This window comes from Acinetobacter sp. SK-43, assembly GCF_015351505.1.
Taxonomy (GTDB): domain Bacteria; phylum Pseudomonadota; class Gammaproteobacteria; order Pseudomonadales; family Moraxellaceae; genus Acinetobacter; species Acinetobacter junii.
This window is the reverse complement of the sequence record NZ_JADKPY010000041.1, coordinates 1-23,655: the sequence shown is the minus strand read 5'-3', so window position 1 is coordinate 23,655 and position 23,655 is coordinate 1. Positions and strand designations below refer to the sequence as shown.

21 protein-coding genes and 2 pseudogenes are annotated in these 23,655 nt (G+C 37.7%); 13 read left to right on the top strand and 10 right to left on the bottom strand.

Annotation, left to right across the window (positions count from 1 at the left end):
- Window positions 1–7: 7 nt before the first annotated feature.
- Both IRT38_RS09120 and IRT38_RS09115 read left to right on the top strand, forming a co-directional pair.
- A complete protein-coding gene (locus IRT38_RS09120; protein ID WP_194597501.1) occupies window positions 8–1,759 on the top strand; it encodes a GTPase in 1,752 nt (583 codons plus the stop codon).
- On the top strand, window positions 1,741–3,849 hold the full coding sequence (locus IRT38_RS09115; protein WP_194597500.1) for an EAL domain-containing protein: 2,109 nt from the start codon (window positions 1,741–1,743) through the stop codon (window positions 3,847–3,849). The genes IRT38_RS09120 and IRT38_RS09115 overlap by 19 nt, the downstream gene beginning before the upstream one ends.
- Window positions 3,850–3,936: 87 nt before the next feature.
- Here IRT38_RS09115 and rpmE read toward each other — a convergent pair whose 3' ends face one another.
- The 4 genes from rpmE to IRT38_RS09095 all read right to left on the bottom strand — a co-directional run bounded on the left by rpmE (window position 3,937) and on the right by IRT38_RS09095 (window position 8,047).
- A complete protein-coding gene (gene rpmE / locus IRT38_RS09110; protein WP_004662919.1) occupies window positions 3,937–4,161 on the bottom strand; it encodes a 50S ribosomal protein L31 in 225 nt (74 codons plus the stop codon).
- 197 nt (window positions 4,162–4,358) lie between these two features.
- Complete coding sequence (locus IRT38_RS09105) at window positions 4,359–5,327, bottom strand: bile acid:sodium symporter family protein (protein WP_042891922.1); 969 nt, start codon at window positions 5,325–5,327, stop codon at window positions 4,359–4,361.
- Between the two features lie 138 nt (window positions 5,328–5,465).
- Entirely contained in the window at window positions 5,466–5,867 is a 402-nt protein-coding gene (gloA, locus tag IRT38_RS09100) for a lactoylglutathione lyase (protein WP_004953337.1), read from the bottom strand.
- A gap of 2 nt (window positions 5,868–5,869) precedes the next feature.
- Complete coding sequence (locus tag IRT38_RS09095) at window positions 5,870–8,047, bottom strand: AmpG family muropeptide MFS transporter (RefSeq protein ID WP_194597499.1); 2,178 nt, start codon at window positions 8,045–8,047, stop codon at window positions 5,870–5,872.
- A gap of 314 nt (window positions 8,048–8,361) precedes the next feature.
- Between IRT38_RS09095 and IRT38_RS09090 the strand changes: the two genes are divergently transcribed.
- On the top strand, window positions 8,362–10,992 hold the full coding sequence (locus IRT38_RS09090) for a Lon protease family protein (RefSeq protein ID WP_125298319.1): 2,631 nt from the start codon (window positions 8,362–8,364) through the stop codon (window positions 10,990–10,992).
- A gap of 43 nt (window positions 10,993–11,035) precedes the next feature.
- Here IRT38_RS09090 and IRT38_RS09085 read toward each other — a convergent pair whose 3' ends face one another.
- The 3 genes from IRT38_RS09085 to surE all read right to left on the bottom strand — a co-directional run bounded on the left by IRT38_RS09085 (window position 11,036) and on the right by surE (window position 13,794).
- Window positions 11,036–11,965: a LysR family transcriptional regulator gene (locus IRT38_RS09085; protein WP_194597498.1), complete on the bottom strand. Its 930-nt coding sequence runs from the start codon at window positions 11,963–11,965 to the stop codon at window positions 11,036–11,038.
- 137 nt (window positions 11,966–12,102) lie between these two features.
- Window positions 12,103–12,915 carry a peptidoglycan DD-metalloendopeptidase family protein gene (locus IRT38_RS09080; protein WP_194597497.1) on the bottom strand — a complete coding sequence of 271 codons (813 nt, stop codon included), beginning with the start codon at window positions 12,913–12,915 and terminating at the stop codon, window positions 12,103–12,105.
- 108 nt (window positions 12,916–13,023) lie between these two features.
- On the bottom strand, window positions 13,024–13,794 hold the full coding sequence (surE, locus tag IRT38_RS09075; RefSeq protein WP_194597496.1) for a 5'/3'-nucleotidase SurE: 771 nt from the start codon (window positions 13,792–13,794) through the stop codon (window positions 13,024–13,026).
- Window positions 13,795–13,897: 103 nt separating this feature from the next.
- Here surE and IRT38_RS09070 point away from each other — a divergent pair, with 103 nt between their 5' ends.
- The 9 genes from IRT38_RS09070 (at window position 13,898) to purB (ending at window position 21,416) form a co-directional block, all read left to right on the top strand.
- Window positions 13,898–14,272, top strand: a complete 375-nt coding sequence (locus IRT38_RS09070) for an MCR_0457 family protein (RefSeq protein ID WP_004953330.1) — start codon at window positions 13,898–13,900, stop codon at window positions 14,270–14,272.
- Between the two features lie 147 nt (window positions 14,273–14,419).
- Window positions 14,420–14,821: an MCR_0457 family protein gene (locus IRT38_RS09065; RefSeq protein ID WP_004959481.1), complete on the top strand. Its 402-nt coding sequence runs from the start codon at window positions 14,420–14,422 to the stop codon at window positions 14,819–14,821.
- A gap of 114 nt (window positions 14,822–14,935) precedes the next feature.
- Complete coding sequence (dacC, locus tag IRT38_RS09060; RefSeq protein WP_151958735.1) at window positions 14,936–16,084, top strand: D-alanyl-D-alanine carboxypeptidase PBP5/6; 1,149 nt, start codon at window positions 14,936–14,938, stop codon at window positions 16,082–16,084.
- Between the two features lie 95 nt (window positions 16,085–16,179).
- On the top strand, window positions 16,180–16,716 hold the full coding sequence (locus IRT38_RS09055; RefSeq protein WP_004913144.1) for a gamma carbonic anhydrase family protein: 537 nt from the start codon (window positions 16,180–16,182) through the stop codon (window positions 16,714–16,716).
- A 44-nt stretch (window positions 16,717–16,760) separates the two neighbouring features.
- Window positions 16,761–17,456 carry a hypothetical protein gene (locus tag IRT38_RS09050; RefSeq protein WP_194597495.1) on the top strand — a complete coding sequence of 232 codons (696 nt, stop codon included), beginning with the start codon at window positions 16,761–16,763 and terminating at the stop codon, window positions 17,454–17,456.
- A 91-nt stretch (window positions 17,457–17,547) separates the two neighbouring features.
- Window positions 17,548–18,036: an NUDIX hydrolase gene (locus IRT38_RS09045; RefSeq protein ID WP_020899799.1), complete on the top strand. Its 489-nt coding sequence runs from the start codon at window positions 17,548–17,550 to the stop codon at window positions 18,034–18,036.
- Between the two features lie 4 nt (window positions 18,037–18,040).
- Window positions 18,041–19,174 (top strand): tRNA 2-thiouridine(34) synthase MnmA, encoded by a 1,134-nt coding sequence (gene mnmA, locus IRT38_RS09040; RefSeq protein ID WP_194597494.1) that lies wholly within the window; start codon window positions 18,041–18,043, stop codon window positions 19,172–19,174.
- Window positions 19,175–19,192: 18 nt separating this feature from the next.
- Complete coding sequence (hflD, locus tag IRT38_RS09035; RefSeq protein ID WP_194597493.1) at window positions 19,193–19,924, top strand: high frequency lysogenization protein HflD; 732 nt, start codon at window positions 19,193–19,195, stop codon at window positions 19,922–19,924.
- A 103-nt stretch (window positions 19,925–20,027) separates the two neighbouring features.
- Complete coding sequence (gene purB, locus IRT38_RS09030; RefSeq protein ID WP_004953312.1) at window positions 20,028–21,416, top strand: adenylosuccinate lyase; 1,389 nt, start codon at window positions 20,028–20,030, stop codon at window positions 21,414–21,416.
- A gap of 62 nt (window positions 21,417–21,478) precedes the next feature.
- On the opposite strand, the pseudogene IRT38_RS09025 reads toward purB, so the two are convergent.
- Window positions 21,479–22,161, bottom strand: a pseudogene (locus IRT38_RS09025) (glutathione S-transferase family protein).
- A gap of 96 nt (window positions 22,162–22,257) precedes the next feature.
- Window positions 22,258–22,698 (bottom strand): PaaI family thioesterase, encoded by a 441-nt coding sequence (locus tag IRT38_RS09020; RefSeq protein WP_194597492.1) that lies wholly within the window; start codon window positions 22,696–22,698, stop codon window positions 22,258–22,260.
- 180 nt (window positions 22,699–22,878) lie between these two features.
- Between IRT38_RS09020 and IRT38_RS09015 the strand changes: the two genes are divergently transcribed.
- Window positions 22,879–23,364 (top strand): winged helix-turn-helix transcriptional regulator, encoded by a 486-nt coding sequence (locus IRT38_RS09015; RefSeq protein ID WP_194597491.1) that lies wholly within the window; start codon window positions 22,879–22,881, stop codon window positions 23,362–23,364.
- 67 nt (window positions 23,365–23,431) lie between these two features.
- Here IRT38_RS09015 and IRT38_RS09010 read toward each other — a convergent pair.
- Window positions 23,432–23,655: pseudogene (locus tag IRT38_RS09010) on the bottom strand (hypothetical protein); the annotation flags it as partial.

The following is a 23,655-nucleotide window of genomic DNA, read 5'->3' as shown; positions in this document are numbered from 1 at the left end:
GATTACAATGATGGATAATGCATTTTCGGATATTTTTCAAATTCCCACTGTTTTAAGAAGGGATAAACTCAGTTTTTGTGATTCAAACACTAAAAGCTTGAACGAATGGATTTCAACACTTGCCATAATGCAATTGGGTGATACCTCTAAAGCATTATTCTCAGCTTTACTTGAGCTAAGTGAATTTGAATGCTCAGAAACTTTGCGTTTTGATTTAATACAGACACTACACCCCACCATCGAAAATGTTTTAGGTAGTCTAGAAAAGAATTTTTTTAATCAAGGTGTCATCACCTCTGATCGTAATGAACATATTATAGAACTAGCAATGCTTTTGCGTTGTTACTTCGCAGCGATTTATATCAACATTGTTCGCAGAAGTAGCGATCAACTTGAGCATCAAAAATTTTCATTTTTTGCATTAAATCAAAAGAAAAATCTCCAGACTGCAAGAACCTTAGCGACTTTCCAAGCATTGCAACAACTCACTCAACTCCTGTATCAGCAACATATGCTTTATAGTGAACCTGTTGCAGGACAATGGCTGATTGCTCACCAACTGTATGATGCAGCTGTAACTCATAAATATCATCACACCACTTTGGAACAACCAGCAGGCAAACCAAGTCTCAATAATGTTGCTCAAGCTTATGCGCAACTTATCCTAATGGATATTTTTAACACCAATCAAATTCGCCAATCTGAAATTCAAGCTTTATTCCAATGCAGCTTTGACTGGGCGAAAATGCTGCAACTATTACCAAAAGAAACTGAGTTAACCAAATATGTAGTTGATACCAGTAAAGATCACCCACCTATTTATAATAAGAAACAGAGTTCAGGATTTAATCCAAATATTTTCATCAGCACTAATAGTCTTTTAGATCATGTCACTGCAACACTTCACAAAAATGCAGAATATATTTCTAAAAATGAAAAAATCTATTTAACACCTGCGCTGAAGTTTCATGTTCAAACGATTCTTGGCACCACTGCAGAACGACGTCACGAGCGTTATGAGTACTCTGCGCAGTTGCATATTTGTTTTGGATTACTCACCGCTCACTTCTATCTATCTAAAGCAAAGAACTTCGCTGAAACTCTTCAACTTGAACATGGTTATGGATTACAAAGCGAATCTCGCTTTTTGTCATCGTGGGATAAAAAAGAATCTTCTGACAATCAAGAATCTTCCATCCAACGTTTAAGCCGTGAAAGTAAAGCAGTTTATCAAGCAGACATTCTTGATATTAGTGTAAATGGATATCGTATTAAATGGACGACTGAAGCACCTAAAAACCTTCGGACTGGTGAATATATCTTGGTGAAAGAAACCTCACATGGTCATTGGCGAGGTGGTGTTATTCGTTGGCTTAAACAATCCAGTGAAAAAAGCCTTGAACTCGGTTTAGAGGTTTTAGCACAGGATATTTTCCCATGCGCAGTACGTATTCAATCTGACCGCCATGTGAGTAATTACCACCCTGCACTTATTTTAAAAAATCAGAATCTGGATGAAACAAAAACAACAATCATATTGCCAGGTTCGCAAATTTTCAGAGAACAGCAAGCTATTCATTTACGATTGGGGAAAGAGGAAGTAAAAGTGTACTTATTAACAGCACAGTTAATTACTCAAAGTTTTGTCCAGTTTGATTTCGAATTGCTCAATGAAGAAGATGAACCTAATCTTCAAAAATTTATAGCACAAAAGAATATGGATACAAATGATCAAGATTTATGGGAAGCATTGAAGTGAGAAATTCTTTACTCTCTAAAAAGTTAAAACGTACTGAAACACGCTTATTAATTATTGATGATAACCAACTTCGTTATAATCAAATTTTGCAATTATTTTCTGCACAAGAACATCAAGTCCAAGCTTGTCTATTGGATGATTTTAAAACATTTGAAAAGCAACTGAATCTACCTTGGGATATGGTGATTTTCGGTCGGGCTTATGATTTAAAAATCGAACAAACTCTCTCTTTGATTCAAGCATCATCACAACCTAATTTGCCCGTTTTATTGCTTGAACCAGAAGACTTCGATGCGCAACAGTATCAAAACTATATTCATAAAGGCATCTATGATGTTCTTAGTTTAAAATCCCCTGATCATTTTTATATCAGCATCATTCGTGCATTATCATATAGCCGATTGGTACAAGCTGAACATCGTCTATTGAATGAATTAGAAGCCGCACAAACACAAGCACAATCTTTAGTTGCAGAAACTCATAAAGCGGTCGCAGTATTACAAGAAGGAATTCATTTCAGTGCCAACAAAGAGTATGCGACTCTTTTTGGTTTCGAGAATGAAGATGATTTGATTGGTTTACCATTACTAGATGTTTTACAACCTGAAGATTTAGCTCAATTTAAACTACGCTTTAAGAAGATTTCTCAAGGTCAATTTGAACATGCTCGCTTTGAGATCAAAACACTCAATTCCAATGTAAAAAACAATCCATTACATGTAGAGTTTTTACCATCTGGAAATGATGATGAAATTCAACTCAATATCGAATGTCCTTCTCAAACCACACAAAAATCTGAACCAACTACAGTCGCGCCTACTGTAACGATTGCTCCAGCAGAAAAACTTTCAAGTTTAAATTCATCTTTACAACAAATTAATCGCTATCTTAGCAATCATCCTGCAAATGTGAATGCCTTAGTTTTATTTGGCTTAAATCATTGTCCAAATGAAGTTTTTCAATCTGATTGGCGTGGAACAAAGTCTTATTTTTCAAATATTCAAAATTTCATTAAAGAACAAGTCAACGTCCCAATTCATAAAATTGAAACAGCACTGTATGCAGGCTTAATCCAAGCTGAATCCAAAGAAGTATTAAACTCATTACTCATTGGTTTGAATGGTCTACAAAAACCTCAACTTCTTGTGACAGATAATCACACCTTTCCACTCCAATTAAAATTAGGTTATTGTGAGTTAAATCAACCAATTTCAAATGAATCTGCTTTTGAACAATTACTCTCAAAAGCTTTTGCTACACCACTTCCTGTTTTCAATAGTCAAAAGATAGATGCCGATATCGGTCTTACAACCGAACATATTCAAACCTCTGTTAAATTAACCTTATTACAAGAGTTAAAACAAAAACTAGATGCAGGATCGATCCAATTAAAATATCAACAACTATATGATAAGCAGGATCAACATACTCATACCTATGAGGTTACAGCAGGATTTATTCATGATAATCAATGGATTGATTTAAGTGATCTAGCCGATTTAAAAGATGATCCTGAGTTATCTGTACAACTTGACCGCTGGATTCTTGTAGAAGCGTGTAAACAACTACACAACTTTATTACTCAATATCCCAAAGCTAAACTAATCGTTAATTTGAACCATCACATTCTAATTAATGATAAAAAATTACCTGAGTTGGTCGCAAAACTTCTTACAATTATTGGAAGTAAACAAGCTCATCCGCTTATTGTTCAGTTCTCAGAGCATAGTCTGCAACAAAATCTGTCCCAAGCTCAGCAGCAAGTCGCTCTACTCCGTCAATACGGCGCTGAAGTTTCAATACGCAATTTTGGTGATTCACTTTATAGCGAATCTATTCTTACGCAAATTGATACCCAATATTTATGCCTACATAGCAAACTTTCCAAGATGTTAGCTAGCGAGAAAGATATGGCAAAATTACAGGAAAAAATTCTGAATTTCATCGGTATGAAATCTGTAGAAATTTTACTGACTGATTTAAATGACATGAATTTATTCGCAAATGCTTGGAATGTTGAAGCGCGCTTCTTACAAGGCAACTACTTCCAAAAGAAACTTGATCGTTTAACTGACGTACAGGATCAATAGAAATCTACTAGCCTCTCCTTTTATAAAGGAGAGGCTTTAGAGACAACAAAAAACGGGCATATAGCCCGTTTTTCGTTTTTCTTGATATTAACGTTTGATAGAACGTGACATACCAGAGAAACGTTGTTTGAACTTGTCGATACGACCACCAGTATCTACATTCTTTTGTTTACCAGTATAGAATGGGTGGCAAGCTGAACATACGTCAAGATAAAGAGTTTCTTTACCAAGTGCAGAACGAGTTTCGATTACGTTACCGCATGAGCAAGTAGCAACTAATTTTTCGTATTTAGGGTGAATATCGGCGCGCATGGTCGATGCTCCTATTTAGTAAGAAAGGCTTAAGCTGTTATCGCAATTGATCACTCTCAAGATGAGGAAAGCAGAGTTTTAATACTCGCAGATCAATACCACAACAGACCATTTCTTTTGACTCACCGAGACATCTTAGGTCAGAGCAAAGCCAACAAGTGGCGCAGATTATACGCGAATAAATTATATTTTGCGAACTATTCCTGCATTGATTTTGACCAATGATTCGCAATTACCCCACAAACCATCAACTGAATTTGGTGGAAAATCATGATGGGTAATACAATCATCCCCAAAGGCTGCCCAATAAAAAGAATTTGAGCCATTGGAACACCACTCGCTAAAGTTTTTTTAGAACTACAAAAGAAAATCGTAATTTGATCCGCCTGATTGAATCCCAACCATTTAGGCAAATACAATGCAAGTAACATTACTACGGTAAGTAAAACTGAACATGCCAGTGTTAAATAAATCAATGTAATTCCGCTTACTTGTTGCCATAGACCAGCGACAACTGCGCTACTAAATGCGCCATAAACAACCATGAGGATTGAACCCTGATCAAAAACCTTTACAACGCTCGGAAATTTACGCATTTGTGGGAAAATAAATGGTCTTAATAATTGACCTAATATAAATGGCACAAGCAGCAATAATGTAATTTGTACAATTGATTTTGTCGGGTCAAAATCATGTTGACTTTGCCCTAAGATAAAATAGCTGACCAAAATCGGTGTGATAAACATGCCTATAATATTAGAAAAGGAAGCACTGCACACTGCACCCGCTACATTCCCTTTAGCCATAGACGTAAATGCAATCGAAGACTGAACCGTGGAAGGTAAGAAACACATAAACAAAAAGCCCCAATATAACTGTTGCCCCAATACTGGTTCTAAAACAGGTCTCGACAAAAGTCCAATCAATGGGAAAATCAAAAAAGTAAAAATAAAGACTAAGGCATGCATTCTCCAATGCAACATTCCCTCTATGACAGCTTCACGTGATAATTTTGCACCATGTAAAAAGAAAAGAACGGCTATTGCGACTGTCGTTAAAATATTAAAATAATAAGCAAGCTGACCTGATATGGGTAACAATGTGGCTAATAAGACCATGAGTACCAATAAAATCGTAAAGCGATCTAGTGCTAATAACTTCAACATAATTCTTTACCTGACCTACCCTCAAAATAATAAAAAAGCCCAATATGATATTGTTGACCATTTGATCAAACCATCATACTGAGCTCTATAAATAAAGCTAGTTTTTAAATAATTAGACCTCAGTCTAACGCATTAAAACTAATTATTTCTTGCATTCTGATCTTGTTGAATAAGTTCAACTTTGTAGCCATCGGGATCTTCAACAAAAGCAATGACCGTCACACCACCTTTCATTGGCCCAGCTTCACGGACGATCTTACCGCCACGAGCTTTAATCTCTTCACATGCTTTATAAGCATCATCAACACCAATTGCGATATGACCATAAGCATTGCCTAAATCATAACTAGATGTATCCCAATTATGAGTTAATTCAAGAACCGTATTGTTCTGCTCATCACCGTAACCCACAAATGCGAGTGTAAAACGTCCTTCTTCGTAATCACGTTTGCGAAGTAATTGCATACCAAGCACTTCAGTATAGAACTTGAGAGATTGTTCTAAATTACCGACTCGTAGCATTGTATGTAACATGCGCATAGTTATTCACCTGTCTGTTGTGTTGTTTGGTTTCGTTCATGATCACGTAATAATTTCGCAACCCAAACTACTAAAATTAGAATCGGAATACCGATTAAAGTCGTCATTAAAAAGAAATTTGGATAACCAATATTACTCACGATTGTTCCTGAATAACCACCCAATAGTTTTGGCGTTAATGTCATTAAAGAACTAAAAATTGCGTATTGAACCGCTGTAAATGAAACACTGGTTAAACTTGATAAAAAAGCAATGAATGCTGCACCAGCCAATCCAGATGCTAAATTATCCATAATAATCGCCAAATATAACCATAAGGTACTGTAGCTTTTAATGACTTTACCAGAAAGTTCAACTGAGCTTTTTTGATCTGGTTGGATTACTTGCACTGGCTGAACATCCATATCTAAAGCGGAATCTGGATGTGTTGCTGTATCAATAAAATAAGGTCTACTTGTAGCTAATTCAGTTTGGTTGTTGTTTTTAAAATTAACTGAAGCTTTAACTAACTTTGTTGGAGAGTTTAATAAAACCTTCCCATCAACTGCTCCAGTGAATATTCCATGAGGATCAACTTTAGCTACAATTTCTTTATCGTCAACCATAATGACAACTGGACGCTCTGTGTCTAATGTATCAACATTTACGCCAGCAAGCTGACCTTTAATAACTAAACTTTGCTTTAGATCATTTGAGCTAAGTTGATCATTACCACTCATTGGTAATAATTGAATCTGAGGCTTTTGTGATGCAATCAGATATGGAACTGTTAATTGAAACTTTGAGTTCGCTTCTTGCAAATATTGACTAGTGACTTGGATATCTTTTGATTTTAATAACTGTTCACTTGGTACAGATAATTTCCAATACCCCACCTCATCCGTATCTACTTGATAATGCTTATCTGCGATTTGTACCTCAACCTGAGCTAAAGGTTTGCCTGAGTTTACCAAGCCGATAAAAATCAAATTGGTAGAACTGGCTAAAACAGCACCAACAAACATTAACTTCATAATGTTCATTCGCTGTGCCAACAAGCCTCCAAGAAAGCCACCGACAAGGCTAAATAAAACACCATATATTTTTACTGCTTCAGCAATTTGCTCTTTAGTAAAATTCAAGTCCTGATAAAAAACATTTGAAATGACGCCAGCAATAATGTCTGAAATTCTAAAAAAACCAATAAGTAGTAATAATACTAAAGCGAGTTTCAGACCGTAGCGTTTGAAGAAATCAAGAATCGGCGCAACCCATGTTTCTTTCGCCATCTGCTGATTTACGACACCAACCTTTACTAACCCAGAGCCAACCAATAATGCGACTGCAGTTGCGGTCAAAAAGCGAAGCGCTTCTAAACCAAATAAAGCTGCGGTATCTTTAATCTCAGCCGAAGTGGTGATGTAATTTGTGAGATTACCTGAATAGATATAGCTCACGACAAAACTTGCAACAGCAACAAAAAATACCAATACCAAACGATAATAATCTGTCTTTTTATAGTCTTTATAAATTCGATTTACTTGTGGTTCACGAATACTTAGAGTAGTGATGATACCGACACTCATGACTGCTGCCATGGCTAAATAAGTATACTTCCAAGCTTCGTAGATATAATTTCCCTTGGCAGTTCCTAAGTAAGCCGCAAGAAATAATGCACCAGCACCAGCAACAATCATTCCGATGCGATAACCTGCATTGTATGTCGATGCTAAGACAGTTTGCATTTCTGTTTCAGCTAACTCGATACGATAGGCATCAATCACAATATCTTGCGTAGCTGCGGAAAAGCCAAGTAATACTGCCCCAACCGCCATTTGAATAATATAACTTTGACCAAGAGCTGGGTCTGAAAATGCCATGATACAAATCGCACATATAATTAAACACTGTGCAATTAACAGCCATGCTCGACGTCGCCCTAATGTGCGTGTTAGAAATGGGACAGGCAACTCATCAATTAATGGTGCCCAAACAAATTTAAAAGAATAGCCTAATGCAGCCCAACTAAAAAAAGTTACTGCACTTTTTTCAATTCCTGCCTCACCTAGCCATAAAGATAAGCTAGAAAAAATGAGTAAAATTGGTATCCCCGCTGAGAAACCTAAAAATAACATAATCAAAGCACGGCGATCTAAAAATGCTTTAAATGCAGATGCCCAACCTGTGGTTTGTGTTGTCATTGGTTATTATTTTCCATGAACATGCCTGAATGTGCCTATTCAATCGTTTCTTGTGTTCGCTTGCAAGTTGCTTTGTGCAACGATTGTTTTGTTTTGTCGATAAAAAACACAAGTTCGCTTGATCTTTAGACCTAAAACTGTATACCTTTAACAGAAGTTATAAATACTTCTAAACATCTGCGAAATCTAACCAAATTGACACCGAATGTTAAATGATGAATCACACCATTTATCTTTGTTCGCAAGTCATGAGATATGTTTAGATGCATCTATAGTTCTAATTTCAATTATCGTTTATTTGTTGGATATCAATAGTGACCCAAAAACTTGATCAAATGACTGCAACTGCACTTTCTTTAACACCAACAAACACAACTACAGCAAATTTAAATACCTTTCCAAGCGCTTTTGACCAGACGGATATACAAGAAACATTAAAAAGAACCTCGCTAGCTTCGGAACAACTCACTCATGTTCCAGACCTACTCAAAATTCCGAATTCGACGAAACGAATCAAACCGCTCAACAATTTTTTAGGGCAAGATCGAGCACGTGCCTCTGTTGAAGCTGGAATCTCTCTGCCTTATTCAGGTTACAATATTTTTGCTGTCGGAACTGCTGGACTTGGCAAACGAACGATGATCAAACGTTTACTGCAACAGCATGCCAAAACGATGCCAACACCTGATGACTGGGTGTATGTCAATAATTTTAAAAATCCTAGACAACCTATCGCACTACGCTTTCCTGCTGGACAAGGCGTAAAGTTTCAAGCAGCACTTCAACAAACTTGGCAAACCATTCTTAAACAATTAGAACGTCGCTTTAGTGCAGAGACCTATCACAATCGAATTGAACGTATTCGTCAAGACACGGGTGATGTACAACAACAAGCACTGTCCGAATTAACCAAAGAAGGCGCAGAACTCGACTTAAAACTCATTTCAAGAAATGACAAGCATGTTTTCGTGCCGATGCAATTGATCGACAATGAATATCAAGAATTAACACAGCATGATATTGATGCTTTAAGCCAAAAAGAACGTTCTGAACTAAGCTCTAATATCCGCTATATGGAGAAAAAATTAGAGCGTTTAGGCTTACATCTAGGCGATCTTGAAGATGATGCTCGAGATAAAGTTTCACTTTTAAATAGAGATATCGCAGCACAAGTTGTTCTACCTCGCATGGAACAAATTTTAAATAAAAATAAAGATGTTAAAGGTTTAGAAGAATATTTAAAGCATTACGCTGAAGATGTTATTGAAAACGTTGAACTGATCTTAGAACAAGAGGAAGATGATTTCACGCCTGCTTTGTTCAATCGCGTTCCTTCAAGATATCAAGCCAATGTCATTATTGCCAATAAACCGAATAGTGGTGCTCCTGTTATTTTTGAAGACTTCCCAACCCATTACAACTTACTTGGACATGTCGAGCAGCTCACTCACAACGGCACAATTACGACAGATTTTACATTAATTCGTCCAGGCTCATTACACCATGCAAATGGTGGTTTCCTTATGCTTGAAGCTGAGCAATTGCTGGAACAACCCTACGCTTGGCAAGGTTTAAAACGCGCATTAAAGTCAGGGCAACTCAAACTATCGTCTTTGGAACATATGCTGACATTGACAGGTAGTATTTCGATTGAACCTGCCGCTGTTCCACTAGATATTAAAGTCGTATTACTGGCTGAACCTGAAATTTATTATGAAATTTTAGAAGTAGAACCAGAACTTGGCAGTGTATTTAAAATTCGTGCTGATTTTACAGATACATTACAACGTAATGACAGCAACGAACAAGCATATATGCAGCTTATTGCTGATTATGTTCAAGCAGATAAACTTTTACCTTTTGATCGCTCTGCTCTCGCTGCACTGTTAACTGACTCTAGTCGTCAAGCTGAAGATCAAAGCTCCTTATCGCTTCATGCTTCGACACTGGGTGATTTGATTCGTGAAGCACATCATCACGCTTTTAAGAGTGGCGATAAAATCGTAACAGATCAACATGTCAATCAAGCATTACATCATCGCCAATACCGTTTGGGTTATTTACGAGAGCTTTATTGGCAAGACTTATCACGAGGTACTCAATTAATTGAGACTTCGGGGCATCGCTTAGGTCAAATTAATGCCCTATCTGTTATTCATTATGCTGATGTTGAGTTTGGTCTCCCATCACGTTTAACTGCTTCTGTCTATCAAGGTGGTGGAGATATTCTTGATATTGAGCGAAGTGTAGAACTTGGTGGTTCTCTACACGCAAAAGGCGTACTCCTCATGGCTAGTTTCCTTAAAGCTCATTTTGGTCGTGAACAGATCCTACACTTCTCTGCTGCTCTTGCATTCGAACAAAGTTATGGACAAGTTGATGGTGACAGCGCAACAGTTGCCGAACTTTCTGCTTTAATTTCGGCTATTTGTCAAATCCCAATTGATCAGTCTTGGGCTATCACAGGCTCTATGAACCAACTAGGACAAGTACAACCTATCGGCGGCGTAAATGCCAAAATTGAAGGTTTTTATGATGCTTGTAAATTGCAAGGACTAACAGGTAAGCAAGGGGTTATTATCCCTCGTCAAAACATGCAACATCTAATGCTACGCCAAGACGTTATTGATGCTGTTAATAGTGGTCAATTCCATGTTCATGCAATTGACACGATTGACCAAGCTTTAGAAATCCTGATGGCCCGTCCTGTTGGAACACTAGACAAAAAAGGTCGATATAGCAAAAACTCAATCTATGCTGCTGTGATGGAACAACTTGAGTATTGGCAAGCGATTGAAGATGGTGAAGCTGTAGAAGATGATGAACCAAAGAAAAAGAAAAAGCGTAAAAAAACCAAAAAAGATGAAGTAGATTCAAAAGCAGCTGAAGAGTCAACCGCACAAGCGAAAAACTTAAAATCGCTGCGTAAACACAAGAAAAAATAAGATGGAAAAAAGCCATGTTCTGATGAGAACATGGCTTTTTTATTTAGGCTACGCCCTGCAAGGAACGCCCACCAGGAAGCTGAGAAAAATATTGTTTTAAGGCGTCTATACAACGATGGACTTTCATTGGGTATTGTTCACGTTTCGAGGTCAATGCATGTAAGGTATATGCTGGCATATTCCAATCAGGTAATACCTCAACTAAAGACCCATTCACTAACTCTTTTTGGATATCCATATATAGAATACGCGCGATCCCATGCCCTTGCTGGCACAATGATTTTGCAACAAACACGTTATTTGTACTTAAGCGTGTTTTCATATCGATATTTACCACTTCCCCACTTAAACCATGACGAAATGAGAAATGCTGATAATTTTGCATTAAAGTCACAGGCAACAATTCATGATGACGTAAATCTTCTGGTCTCGAAATCGGAGGGGCTTGGTTTAGATAACTTGGTGAAGCAACAAGCACCTGATCAACTCGTGCTAATGGCACTGCTGTTAACTGATGATCATCGATTTTGAGGCTCATGCGTATTGCAATATCAATTCGCTCTTCAATTAAATCAATATAACGGTGATCGGCTTCAAAATGGATTGCAAGTGCTTTGTGTGCAGACATCCAGTGAGAAAGCGCTGGAATAACATGAAGCGCACCGAGTTCTGGTGTCGTTGCAATACGTAAGTCACCGACTAAATCATCGCGCAATTGATTGATACGAATTTTGCCACGCTCTGCTGCTGCAAGCATTTCTTGACAGCTTAAAAAGAATGCTTGACCCGCTTCTGTAAGGCTTAATTTTCGTGTAGAACGATGAAGCAAAGTCACATCCATATCTTGTTCTAAAGAACGGATTTGTTGACTGACTGCGCTTGTTGTAATTCCCAGTTCTCTAGCAGCACCGCTAAATGAACTTTTTTCAACAACGCACGCAAAGACCCCCATTGCACGCAACTGATCTAGCATAGACTTCCCTCTCAAATTATTAATATGCTTATTGTTCTAATTACAGCAATCAATATGAGTATACAGAGAAGTCTACTCCTAGACTAGAGATTCTTAACAATTTGTTGAAAGTTTGTTAAACAAATAATGATGTATATTTAGTTAGGTAAAACAGTGGTTGGATTAACAGGTTTACCATCTAATCTAACTTGGAATTCCAGCATGACTCTAGTCGCTCCTGAAGAACCCATTTCAGCAATCTTTTGACCAGCCGTCACATTGTCACCGCTTTTCACCAACATTTTACTGTTATGTGCATAAGCAGTAATGTAACCATCAATATGCTTGATCAGAACCAAGTTACCGTATTCTTTTAGACCATCCGCTGCATATACAACTTGACCATTTGCTGCTGCATATACTGGATCACCCTCATTTCCACCATATCGAGTCCCTTTGACATTACCTGCCAAATTAAAACCTTGAATCACAGGACCGTTGCTAGGTTTTACCCAGCGTAAACCCGATGCTAAAGTTGAAGCAGTTGGTGGATTGACAGGTGTTGGCGTAATAACAGGTGTTTTTGGTACAACTGGCTGTTGAGTCGGTAAATTAATCGTTTGACGTTGGATAGGAGTTGCTTGAGTGATCGCCTGCGTCGACGTAGTACGCTGACTGACTGAGCCTTTAAGTCTTAGTGACTGATTCACATAAATTCGATATGGAGCTGCAATATCATTCAGTGCAGCAATATCTAAGTAGTTCAAACCATAGCGGTTTGCGATCCCACTCAGTGTATCCCCTGAACGCACTGTATAGTAATTAGGTGCATTCACGTAGCGTGCACCACCTTTATATTGTGGTTTAGATGCACACCCCGTCACAATTACTGTCGTTGCTACTGATAAAGACAATAGGATTGTTTTAATCATTTTCTTTGTTAGAAAAATCGAGACTTGGTTTGAATGCATCTTCACCCTCATCGAAACCTGAATTATATTTGCGCCTAAGAGTATCAAAAAAGTGAAAAAAAACGAGTTCTCACTTTCTATATTCACAAAGTTATAACATAGCAACCGCTAACCATTAACAAGAACATGTAAATTATCTAAAATCGCGTAGTTCGTTGCATCCATTTGAATTGGAGTAACACTGACATAACCATTCGACACTGCAAAAAAATCTGATTGAATATTGCTAGAAACAGCCTGAGGATCAGTTACTGCCTCTCCAGCTAATCCAATCCAATAAACTTGTCTTCCTCGAGGGTCAACATGACTACTTACAGGTTTAGATTGCGCTCTTCGCCCTTGATACGTCACTTTTGTACCTTGGATTTGAGCCACATCTGGAATATTAATATTAAAAATATGACGAGGTGGTAAAATAGGTAATCCATTTGCAATAAAGTCATGGACCCATTGTGCTGCTTGCGCATAATGCTGAGGGTGTTCATATGATCGAACATTTGAACCTGCCAAAGAAACAGCAATCGCAGGATGTTTCATTAACCGTCCTTCAAATGCAGCTCCTACCGTACCTGAGTACAATACATCATCACCAAGATTTGCACCGCTATTGATACCGCTCAAAACCAGATCAAATTCAAAATCAAATAGACCATTCATTGACAAATAAACACAGTCCGCAGGCGTTCCATTCACTGCCCAGACGTCTTCAGAGATTTGAACTGGTCGCAAAGGACGATCTAATGTCAAAGCACTAGAATAACCACTCCGCTCACTTTCAGGTGCAACCACAACCACTCGACCTAATGGCTTTAAGGCCTGCGCTAAAGCTTGTAGCCCTGGGGCAAAAACACCATCATCATTTGCAATTAAAATATTCACTAAATTCCAGTCTCTTCAAATATTACTAGGGAGTTTTTTCAATTGAATTATTCATAGAATTATATATATTTATAACTTCTTAGTATTAGAAATTTACATTGCCATGAGACATTTATCTAATTTTATTCGATTTTTTGGGGTGAGTTTCACACTTGTAGCAGCATCTGTAGCATTTGCTGACGAAGCGGTTTCAGTCAAAGAAGCAGATGCATTAATCAAAGATGATATTGCAAATGCACAAGTACTTATCGAAATGTGTCCAAACCTCATCGGTAAGAATGCAAAATTTGACCAAAACATCAAAAAGATGGTCGGTTCTTATTTAAGTAACTACTCGGACAAGACTGCATCTATAGAAAGCTTACAAAAAGATGCTGAATTTCAAAGTCTGCTCAAAGATGCACGTTCTGCTGCAACAGAAGTTGAGAAATCAGAACAAAAATCAGTATGTGAAGATGTCCTTAATTTCGAAGAATAAGCTTTGATCTAGGTAAATGTGGTTTTATTTCTAAGATTTAAGATCACATTTTCTCCATTGTTTCTACAGCAAAGATACAAATTTCAATCTCAGTTATGCTATAAGTTATTCAAATTCTTTAAGTCTTGTTTTTGAGTTTGATTTCTTATGACTAAAAATGTTTTAAAAACACTGGGTTTATCATTTCTCTTAGCGTCTACTGCATTTTCTGCAACCACTTATGCAGCAGAAAAAAAATCAGAAACCGAAAAAATTGAAGTTACTCCGACCTCAGAAAATGTCACTCAACAAGAGTTAGCTGCAATTTATGTGCTTTCTGAAATTTGCCCTCCATTAATCGGCAAAGATCTTAAGTTTAATAAAGCCTACGACAATCTTGTTAAAGCCTATTTAGATAATGATCCAAAAGCTGTTGATGTACTCAATAAGCGCGCAAAAAGTAAAGATTTTCAGGCTGCTTTGACAGAAGCACGTAATGATGCAAAAGCCGCATCTGATGAAGATAATCGTCAAATTTGCGACGATGTTCGAAATTATTATTCTAAGTAACCGATTCGTTACAATACTGTGTTAAAAAGCCGACTTCCCCCATAGAAGTCGGCTTTGCTTTGTCCTAAAATGCTAGGCTCTTCTGCTTCACACAAGATATTGGAACGATCTAGAATGAATCAAAAAAGCGCTCTTGCTGCATTATTACTTTTGCCAAGCTTTTCATATGCAGCAACTGTCCTATCTGCTCCACCAGAACTAAATAATAAATCCTATGTATTAATGGATTATGAGACAGGACAGATTCTCGCTGCAAAAAATGAAAATGAAAAACTTGCACCTGCTTCAATGACTAAAATGATGACAAGCTACATCATTGAGCAGAAACTTTTGAAGGGGGAATTGACTGAAAACGAACAAGTACGCATGAATGAATCTGCGTGGTGTCGTGGAAGTAGTACAGAATCATGTATGTATGTACCGCTTAATGGAACAGCAACTGTTCTAGAAATGCTTCGCGGTATTATCATCCAATCAGGTAATGATGCTTCTAAAGCAATGGCTGAACATATTGCCGGCAATGAAGGTACATTCGCCCACATGATGAACCAAGAAGCTAAACGCGTTGGAATGGTAAATACACACTTTATAAACTCAACAGGTATGCCTGCTGATGGTCATTACTCAACTGCAAAAGATATGGCAGTTCTTGCTCAGCATATTATTAAAGACAGCTCAAAGTATTACCCAATTTACTCTGAAAAAGAATTTACATTTAACGGTATCAAACAAGGTAACCGTAATGCCCTTCTCTACACAGACCCAAGTGTAGATGGTTTAAAAACAGGTCATACTGAAGAAGCTGGTTACTGTTTAACAACATCAAGCAAACGTGGTCCTATGCGTTTGATTTCTGTGATTTTTGGTACACCAAGCATGAATGAACGTGCGAGCCAAACTCGTACATTATTGGCTTGGGGTTTTGCAAACTTTGAAACTGCTAATGTTCAACCAGCAAATCAAGTTTTAGCAAAAGCAAAAGTATGGTTTGGTAAAGAAGATGAAGTTCAAATCGGTTTGGCTGAAAACTTCAACGTAACTATGCCTAAAGGTCAAGCTGATAAAATCAAAACTCAAATCGTCGTTCAACCAAAACTGAATGCACCTTTGGCTAAAGGTCAAGTTGTAGGTAAATTAGTTGCAAGTCTTGATGGAAAAGTGATTGCTGAAAAACCACTAGTTGCATTAAAACCTGTTGAAGAAGCAGGCTTCTTTGCTCGTATAATCGACCATATCAAACAGTTCCTTAGCAACTTATTCTAATTCTTAGAGTAAACAAGCTAATCAAGCATTCATGCTATTTAGTATGAATGCTTTTTTATTTTATAATTCATGCAAATTATTTATTGTATTTTCTCATGGCTAAAAATATTCGTCCTTATTTAGATCATTACCCTGATATTGATACGAGTTGTTATATTGATGAAATGTCAGTAGTCATCGGGGATGTCAAGTTAGCTGAGAATGTTTCAGTTTGGCCTTTTGCCGTTATTCGCGGTGATGTCAATTCGATTCAGATTGGTAGAAATAGTAATGTACAAGATCATTGTATGTTACATGTCAGTCATAAAAATCAATCCAAACCAAATGGTTCACCTTTAGTAATTGGTGATGATGTGACTGTAGGTCATCATGTGACATTACATGGTTGTACTATTGGCAATCGTGTCTTGATCGGTATTAATACCGTTGTTTTAGATGACGTGATTATTGAAGATGATGTCATGATTGGTGCTGGTAGTCTTGTGCCGCCACGTAAAGTCTTAAAAAGTGGTTATTTGTATGTGGGTAGCCCAGTCCAGCAAGTCCGCCCTCTCACAGATAAAGAAAAAGCATTTTTACCTTATTCAGCGCAAAATTATGTAAAAGTGAAGAATGATTATAAACAAAACTAATTTATTAATTCTGTTTATAATATTAACGAAAACCACGGATGATTATGAATAGAACAACAATATATTTGGGTTTATCTATATTAACGATTAATGTCTTAACTTCATGCTCTCACTATAAATCTGATAGTGAAATCATGAGTACCGATTCTCATTATGCAACAACTGAAGTAGCTTCATTGAGTTTCATAGCAAGTGATTTAAAGCATCATCAAGTTTTTACTAATAATTTAAATAAATGCCCAGCCTATACATCTCCATCTCAACAAACTCCTTTATCAAATTCATACAGAGATATAATATCTACTTGTGAAAACAATAAATTTAAATGCTATCAATCTTGTCTGGAAAATGATGCAGTGGCCTGTTATTTAGTGGCGTTATCATTACAAGAAGCAAATTATAAACTTCCAGCCGAACAAGTATTTCAAAGAAGTTGTGAGCTTGGTATCGCCTCTGGTTGTACCAATAGGGCTGCTGGAATGTTGAACTTCACAGAACACTTAACCACTGAACAAAAAAAGTGTATTTTTTCAACATTTGAGAAAACTTGTGACTGGCGTGATCCTTGGGGATGCACCATGTTTGCAGACCAATTAATTTCTGAGGAAAATACTGAACCTAACTATAAAAAAGCTTTAAATGTTCTCAATTATAGTTGTAAATATGGTGATACTGATCCAGCATGCCAATCGGCAAAGAGACTACGAAAATTTATTAATAGTAAAATTAAACCTGATTAAAGCAGTTGGTGGCTAAATCTATGATTCAGCCACCATAGCCAAAAACTCTCAAATTTTGTAGAATACATTTTTTAAAATCATGGTGCTTTCTATGACCGCTTGGACACCTCATGTCACAGTCGCCACTGTAGTTGAAAAAGACGGACGTTTTCTGTTTGTTGAAGAACACAGCGAAGGCTTTGTACATACCGTGTTTAATCAACCTGCTGGTCATATCGAATGCGGTGAAACGATTATTGAAGCAGCGATCCGTGAAACCTTAGAAGAAACAGGTCATCATGTAGAAATAGATCATTTGCTTGGAATCTATACCTATACCCCTCCCATGTTTCCAGATCGCACATATTATCGTTTTTGCTTCTTGGCACATGTCACCTCGGTTGAGGAAAATGCACAACTAGATATCGATATTGTCGGTGCAGTTTGGATGAGTTTAGAAGAGCTACAAGAATCCGCTCGTGCGCGAAGCCCATTAGTTTTAAAAGTAATTGAAGATGCCCTCGCTGGTAAGAAATATCCTTTATCGCTTATTTATGAGCACCCTTTCTCTCCCTCATTAACTTCTCATTTGGATGCTTAATTAGATGCAACAACGTGTCATCGTCGGTATGTCTGGTGGTGTAGACTCCTCTGTTTCTGCCGCGCTTTTACTTCAACAAGGATATCAAGTTGAAGGTCTTTTCATGAAAAATTGGGAAGAAGATGATGGTACGGAATACTGCACAGCCCTTGAAGATTTAGCAGATGCACAAGCCGTTGCAGACAAGATTGGAATTAAACTGCACACCGCAAACTTTGCCATGGAATATTGGGATCGTGTGTTTGAGCATTTCTTAGCTGAATACGCAGCAGGTCGTACTCCAAACCCAGATATTCTATGTAATAAAGAGATTAAGTTCCGTGCGTTCCTCGACCATGCTATGACTTTGGGTGCAGATTTTATAGCAACAGGTCACTATGCACGTCGTGGTGTAAGCACACAAAACTCTCGTGGTGAAACCTATGCACCATTATTACGTGGTGTGGATAATAATAAAGACCAGACTTATTTCTTACATGCAGTGCATGGTCGTGAAATCAATAAGACGCTGTTCCCTGTCGGTGAAATCGAAAAGCCTGAAGTTCGTCGCATTGCTGAACAACTTGATTTAGCAACAGCGAAGAAAAAGGACTCAACTGGTATTTGTTTTATTGGTGAACGTCGATTTACCAACTTTCTTAAACAATATCTTCCTGCTCAAGCTGGAAAAATTGTCTTAGACAACGGCAAAGAAGTTGGTGAACATCACGGCTTAATGTACTATACGCTCGGTCAACGCGGTGGCATCGGTATCGGTGGTATGAAAGGTGCGCAAGAAGGTGCATGGTTCGTACTTCACAAAGACATTGCCAACAATCGTCTCGTCATTGGACAAGGTCATGAGCATCCACTTATGCAAAGTAAACAGCTTTGGAGTGAAACGATTGATTGGGTTGCGGGTGAACAAGAAATCCCAACTACGGGTTTCCGATGCACAGCAAAAACTCGTTATCGTCAGCCTGACCAAGCGTGTACAATTTATCGTGACGAACATACAGAAAATGGTATTCGAGTTGAGTTTGATGAACCACAACGTGCTGTAACTCCAGGGCAAAGTGTGGTGTTTTACTCAGGAGAGGTATGCTTAGGCGGTGGTGTCATTCACCATACTGATGCACCTCAACCAGATTTTATTTAAGGATATTGGAATCGAAGCATGGCGGAGTTACCCTTTCAGCACACCCAAGCGTTGAATGTAAGACAAAACCGTGCTTTAGCATTGGCTGCTGTCTTCCAAGCAACTCAGCTGACCCATATGACTGCGATGGCAGGACAGCAGAGTATTGGAGATAGTGGTAATTTTTATTTTGAACTACTGATCAAAGCAAGTTTAAATATTCGCCCAGCGACCAACAATGCGACTCAAACTTTAGATTTCTTTAATCAACTGGCGGATATTTCACTCGGTTTAAAAACATTAGAAGGTTGTATTACTCAACCATTTAATACTGCACCAAAATCCCGAGTTCCTAAACTTTCGACAGCTAAACTTCCAATGCCCTATGCTATGGCATTATTGCAGTTGGAAAAGAAAGTTTATAGCAATCCTGAATACGTAAAAATTATCGAAACGGCTCAACAAAAAATCCTAAAACAGTTGTCTTTTTTCGATAATAACTATTTGCACCCAAGTATTATTGCCAATTTAGCTCAGACCTACGTTGAAACTGCTGGGCAAATTAATCCACGTATCCTTGTCCGTGGTAATGCTGAAGCTTTTAAAGATATGAATCATACAAATCGAATCCGTGCTTGCCTCTTTACAGGTCTACAACTTGCGCATTTATGGCGACAACTGGGCGGTAGCTCATGGAGTATGATCTTTAGTAAACGTAAGCTTTTACAAGATATTCAAGCTCTTGCTCGTTTGCAGTATCAGGTCGTTTAAACCTATGCTAGAGCAAATTTTTTATACCGTTTTACAACCTCTATAAATCTCTCTTGAGGAATAAATAAAGTTCTGCAAGGGAGACAAACTTTAAGGAATCTGTATGAATGCTTTAACCGCACTCTCACCACTTGATGGACGTTATGCGAGCAAATGCGATGCGCTACGCCCTTTTTTGTCTGAGTTTGGTTTAATCCACGCTCGTGTTACTGTTGAAGTGCGTTGGTTACAAGCACTTGCAAATCGTGCAGAAATCATCGAAGTACCTGCATTTTCTGCTGAAACGAATGCTGCTTTAGATGCGATTGTGACTAATTTTTCTGAAGAAGATGCAAACCGCATTAAAGAAATTGAACGTACAACTAACCATGATGTAAAAGCAGTTGAATATTTCCTTAAAGAAAAAATTGCCAATATTGATGAATTAAAAAATGCGGGCGAATTCATTCACTTTGCATGTACATCTGAAGACATCAACAACTTGTCTCATGCATTAATGCTTAAAAATGGTCGTGAAGTTCTTGTTTCAAGCATGAAGCAAATTCTGAACGCGATTTCAGCTTTAGCTACAACACATGCTGAACAGCCAATGTTATCTCGTACTCATGGTCAAACTGCTAGCCCAACAACTTTGGGTAAAGAAATGGCGAACGTTGCTTATCGTTTAGCGCGCCAAATCAAGCAATTTGAAAATGTTGAATTATTGGGCAAAATCAATGGTGCAGTAGGTAACTACAATGCTCACCTTTCTGCTTATCCAGAAATTGATTGGGCTGCACATGCACAAGCATTTGTTGAATCTTTAGGTCTAAGCTTCAACCCATACACCACTCAAATCGAGCCACATGATTACATGGCTGAATTGTTTGATGCATTACGTCGTTATAACACGATCTTGATCGACTTTAACCGTGATGTTTGGGGCTATATCTCTCTTGGTTACTTCAAGCAAAAATTAAAAGACGGTGAAGTTGGTTCTTCAACAATGCCTCATAAAGTAAACCCTATCGACTTCGAAAACTCAGAAGGTAACTTAGGTATTGCAAATGCGGTATTGGGTCACTTAGGTGAAAAACTTCCAGTTTCTCGTTGGCAGCGTGACTTAACTGACTCAACTGTTCTTCGTAACATGGGTGTTGGTTTTGCACAAAGCTTGATTGCTTTTGATGCTTGCTTAAAAGGTATTGGTAAACTTGAACTCAATGCTAACCGTTTAAATGAAGATTTAGACCAAGCACAAGAAGTTCTTGCTGAACCGATCCAAACAGTAATGCGTCGTTATAATGTTGAAAAACCTTACGAAAAACTAAAAGCACTTACTCGTGGTCAAGCAATGACACGTGAAATGATGGTGAACTTCGTTAATGGTGATGAACTTCTTCAAGTTCCAGCTGATGAACGTGCTCGTTTAGCAGAGCTTACTCCTGCTACATATACAGGTAATGCTGCTGAACAAGCAAAACAAATCAATGATTTGATTAGCAAAATCTAAGCTGATCATTCAATCATAAAAAAGCAAAGCCTCGGCTTTGCTTTTTTATTTAAATCAATAAATTAAAAATTATCGAGCCATTTTGAAATATTTGCAAAGCCTAATATTTGTGCACCAAATTTTTGGCTAGTTCTAACAATTTCTAGAAGTTGAGATGCAACTGCTATATCAGCAATCGTCTGCTGATCTCCAACCAACCAACCTGTCTGATTTAAAACCAACTCAATACGTTTTAAGTGTCTAGTAAATTCAGCTTCAATATCGGCTTGAGCCATACGACCTATACCTTGCATCTTTACTTGAAAACCCAATGCCGATTTCAGTAATGGTTTCATTAAATGCTTTTCAAATGCAGGACGACCTTCTGAGCTGATTTCAACAACTTGATTGAACGCTTTTTATCACTTACACGAAAATGCACTTCATAAAAATACAAGACTTCATCTGCCCAATCTTCCCAAAGCTCTGCGTAAGCACATTGCATAGGATCTTCAGGATAAAGCCGAGGAAGCTCGGGAAAGTGTTGATCTAAATAACGTGCAATTCGAGTGCTATCTTGAACTCGTTCCCCATTAATATCCACGACAGGTAACTTGCCGACTTTACTCAGCAAAGGGACTTTGCTACCCAGTAAGCCGTTGTAATTTATTGTTTCAAAAGGAATACCCTTAAACTTCAACATCCGTGAAACTTTTTGACAAAAAGGTGAAATTTCCCACTGATGTAGAACAATAGAGTTTGACATTTTTATATCTCATTTGAATGAACTGAACATATTTTTATGATGTTTCACATGGCTATCATAACAAGTTCAAGTCCATTCAAAACAATAATCTTAAAATCACGCCGAACGGCGAATAATCATATTTGTTGCAGTTGCATGTGCATACAATTTTCCATCCTCATCGCGGATATAACCCTCTGAAATCACAAGATTACGCCCAACATTGATGACTTTTCCTTCTGCAATCAACGGAGTATTAAATGGAATCGGACGACACATTTTGATATTAAGGTCTGTTGTGCCATATGACTCACCCGCAGCCAATACTGTATGTGTTGCACAACCTGTGACTGAATCCAAAATTGTTGCTGCAAAACCACCATGCACACCGCCTAATGGATTGGTATGTCGTTCATCAGCAATCGCACTAAATACGATTCGTCCCTGTTCAACCTCTACAGGTTTCATCGGCATTGTCTTTGCAATTCCTGGCTCAGGAAAATGACCTTGAACAAATGCTTGCATGATTTCCAAACCTGTCATTTTTAATGGATTCATTGAAGTTTCCTTTTTAAGAGTAAATCGTACATTTACGACTGCAATAACATTAGTTCTAATTTAGAACTTATTAACAATACCTTATCTATGCTAAGATAATTTGTCAACGTTATGATTATCTACGTTCAATTACAGTCATAGCGATCTGCTTATCTCAAAGCGAATCAATAGAGGTTAAACATGAAATGGCATGAATTGGGTGAAATGAGTTGCCCTATTGCGCGTAGCTTATCGATTTTCGGTGATCGATGGACACTCTTGATTATCCGCAATGCTTTTCTTCGCACACGTCGTTTTGATGATTTTCAAAAACAGCTCGGTATTACACGGCACTTACTCACTGAGCGTTTGAATCGCTTAGTTGAAAATAAAATTTTTGAAAAAGTGTTATATCAAGAAGCACCAAAACGTTACGAGTACAAACTTACAGACAAAGGTTTAGCCCTCTATCCAATTATTATGGCAGTCACGACATGGGGCAATTATTGGCATAATGAAGATAATAAATATCCAATTTTGGAATATTTGCATAAAGACTGTGGTCATAAGACCAAAACAACCATCACATGTCAGCACTGTCATGGTGAGTTAACTGCGAAAAACACCCTAGCCTATTATGATTCGATGGAAATGGATCAGGTTGTAGAGAAGGTTGTAAATAAATAGGTATTCAACTGTTCTGCTTATTAAAGAATGAAGAGTAATGATGATTACTCTTCATTTGGACCTAAAATTAGAAACTAAAACCAATATTCAAATTGATGCGATAAAGCCATTTATCACTATTTGGCGAAACCGTAGAGGTAAAACCTGTAGCATTGGTAGCTCCACCGATAATATTCGAGTTTTCCCCCAAGTGTAATCCGCCCATACCATGAAAGGTGAAGCAATAAACATCATCCCCGTAGTATTCATCTGCGAGTCAGACCAATCCTCACGTTTTTTATCTAAATAACT

Excerpts from the sequence above, each read along its gene's own strand:
- IRT38_RS09120 (WP_194597501.1), top strand. The coding sequence starts at position 8 with ATGATGGATAATGCATTTTCGGATATTTTTCAAATTCCCACTGTTTTA.
- IRT38_RS09115 (WP_194597500.1), top strand. The coding sequence starts at position 1,741 with ATGGGAAGCATTGAAGTGAGAAATTCTTTACTCTCTAAAAAGTTAAAA.
- rpmE (WP_004662919.1), bottom strand. The coding sequence starts at position 4,161 with ATGCGCGCCGATATTCACCCTAAATACGAAAAATTAGTTGCTACTTGC.
- IRT38_RS09105 (WP_042891922.1), bottom strand. The coding sequence starts at position 5,327 with ATGTTGAAGTTATTAGCACTAGATCGCTTTACGATTTTATTGGTACTC.
- gloA (WP_004953337.1), bottom strand. The coding sequence starts at position 5,867 with ATGCGCATGTTACATACAATGCTACGAGTCGGTAATTTAGAACAATCT.
- IRT38_RS09095 (WP_194597499.1), bottom strand. The coding sequence starts at position 8,047 with ATGACAACACAAACCACAGGTTGGGCATCTGCATTTAAAGCATTTTTA.
- IRT38_RS09085 (WP_194597498.1), bottom strand. The coding sequence starts at position 11,965 with ATGCTAGATCAGTTGCGTGCAATGGGGGTCTTTGCGTGCGTTGTTGAA.
- IRT38_RS09080 (WP_194597497.1), bottom strand. The coding sequence starts at position 12,915 with ATGCATTCAAACCAAGTCTCGATTTTTCTAACAAAGAAAATGATTAAA.
- IRT38_RS09070 (WP_004953330.1), top strand. The coding sequence starts at position 13,898 with ATGAGACATTTATCTAATTTTATTCGATTTTTTGGGGTGAGTTTCACA.
- IRT38_RS09065 (WP_004959481.1), top strand. The coding sequence starts at position 14,420 with ATGACTAAAAATGTTTTAAAAACACTGGGTTTATCATTTCTCTTAGCG.
- dacC (WP_151958735.1), top strand. The coding sequence starts at position 14,936 with ATGAATCAAAAAAGCGCTCTTGCTGCATTATTACTTTTGCCAAGCTTT.
- IRT38_RS09055 (WP_004913144.1), top strand. The coding sequence starts at position 16,180 with ATGGCTAAAAATATTCGTCCTTATTTAGATCATTACCCTGATATTGAT.
- IRT38_RS09050 (WP_194597495.1), top strand. The coding sequence starts at position 16,761 with ATGAATAGAACAACAATATATTTGGGTTTATCTATATTAACGATTAAT.
- IRT38_RS09045 (WP_020899799.1), top strand. The coding sequence starts at position 17,548 with ATGACCGCTTGGACACCTCATGTCACAGTCGCCACTGTAGTTGAAAAA.
- mnmA (WP_194597494.1), top strand. The coding sequence starts at position 18,041 with ATGCAACAACGTGTCATCGTCGGTATGTCTGGTGGTGTAGACTCCTCT.
- hflD (WP_194597493.1), top strand. The coding sequence starts at position 19,193 with ATGGCGGAGTTACCCTTTCAGCACACCCAAGCGTTGAATGTAAGACAA.
- purB (WP_004953312.1), top strand. The coding sequence starts at position 20,028 with ATGAATGCTTTAACCGCACTCTCACCACTTGATGGACGTTATGCGAGC.
- IRT38_RS09020 (WP_194597492.1), bottom strand. The coding sequence starts at position 22,698 with ATGAATCCATTAAAAATGACAGGTTTGGAAATCATGCAAGCATTTGTT.
- IRT38_RS09015 (WP_194597491.1), top strand. The coding sequence starts at position 22,879 with ATGAAATGGCATGAATTGGGTGAAATGAGTTGCCCTATTGCGCGTAGC.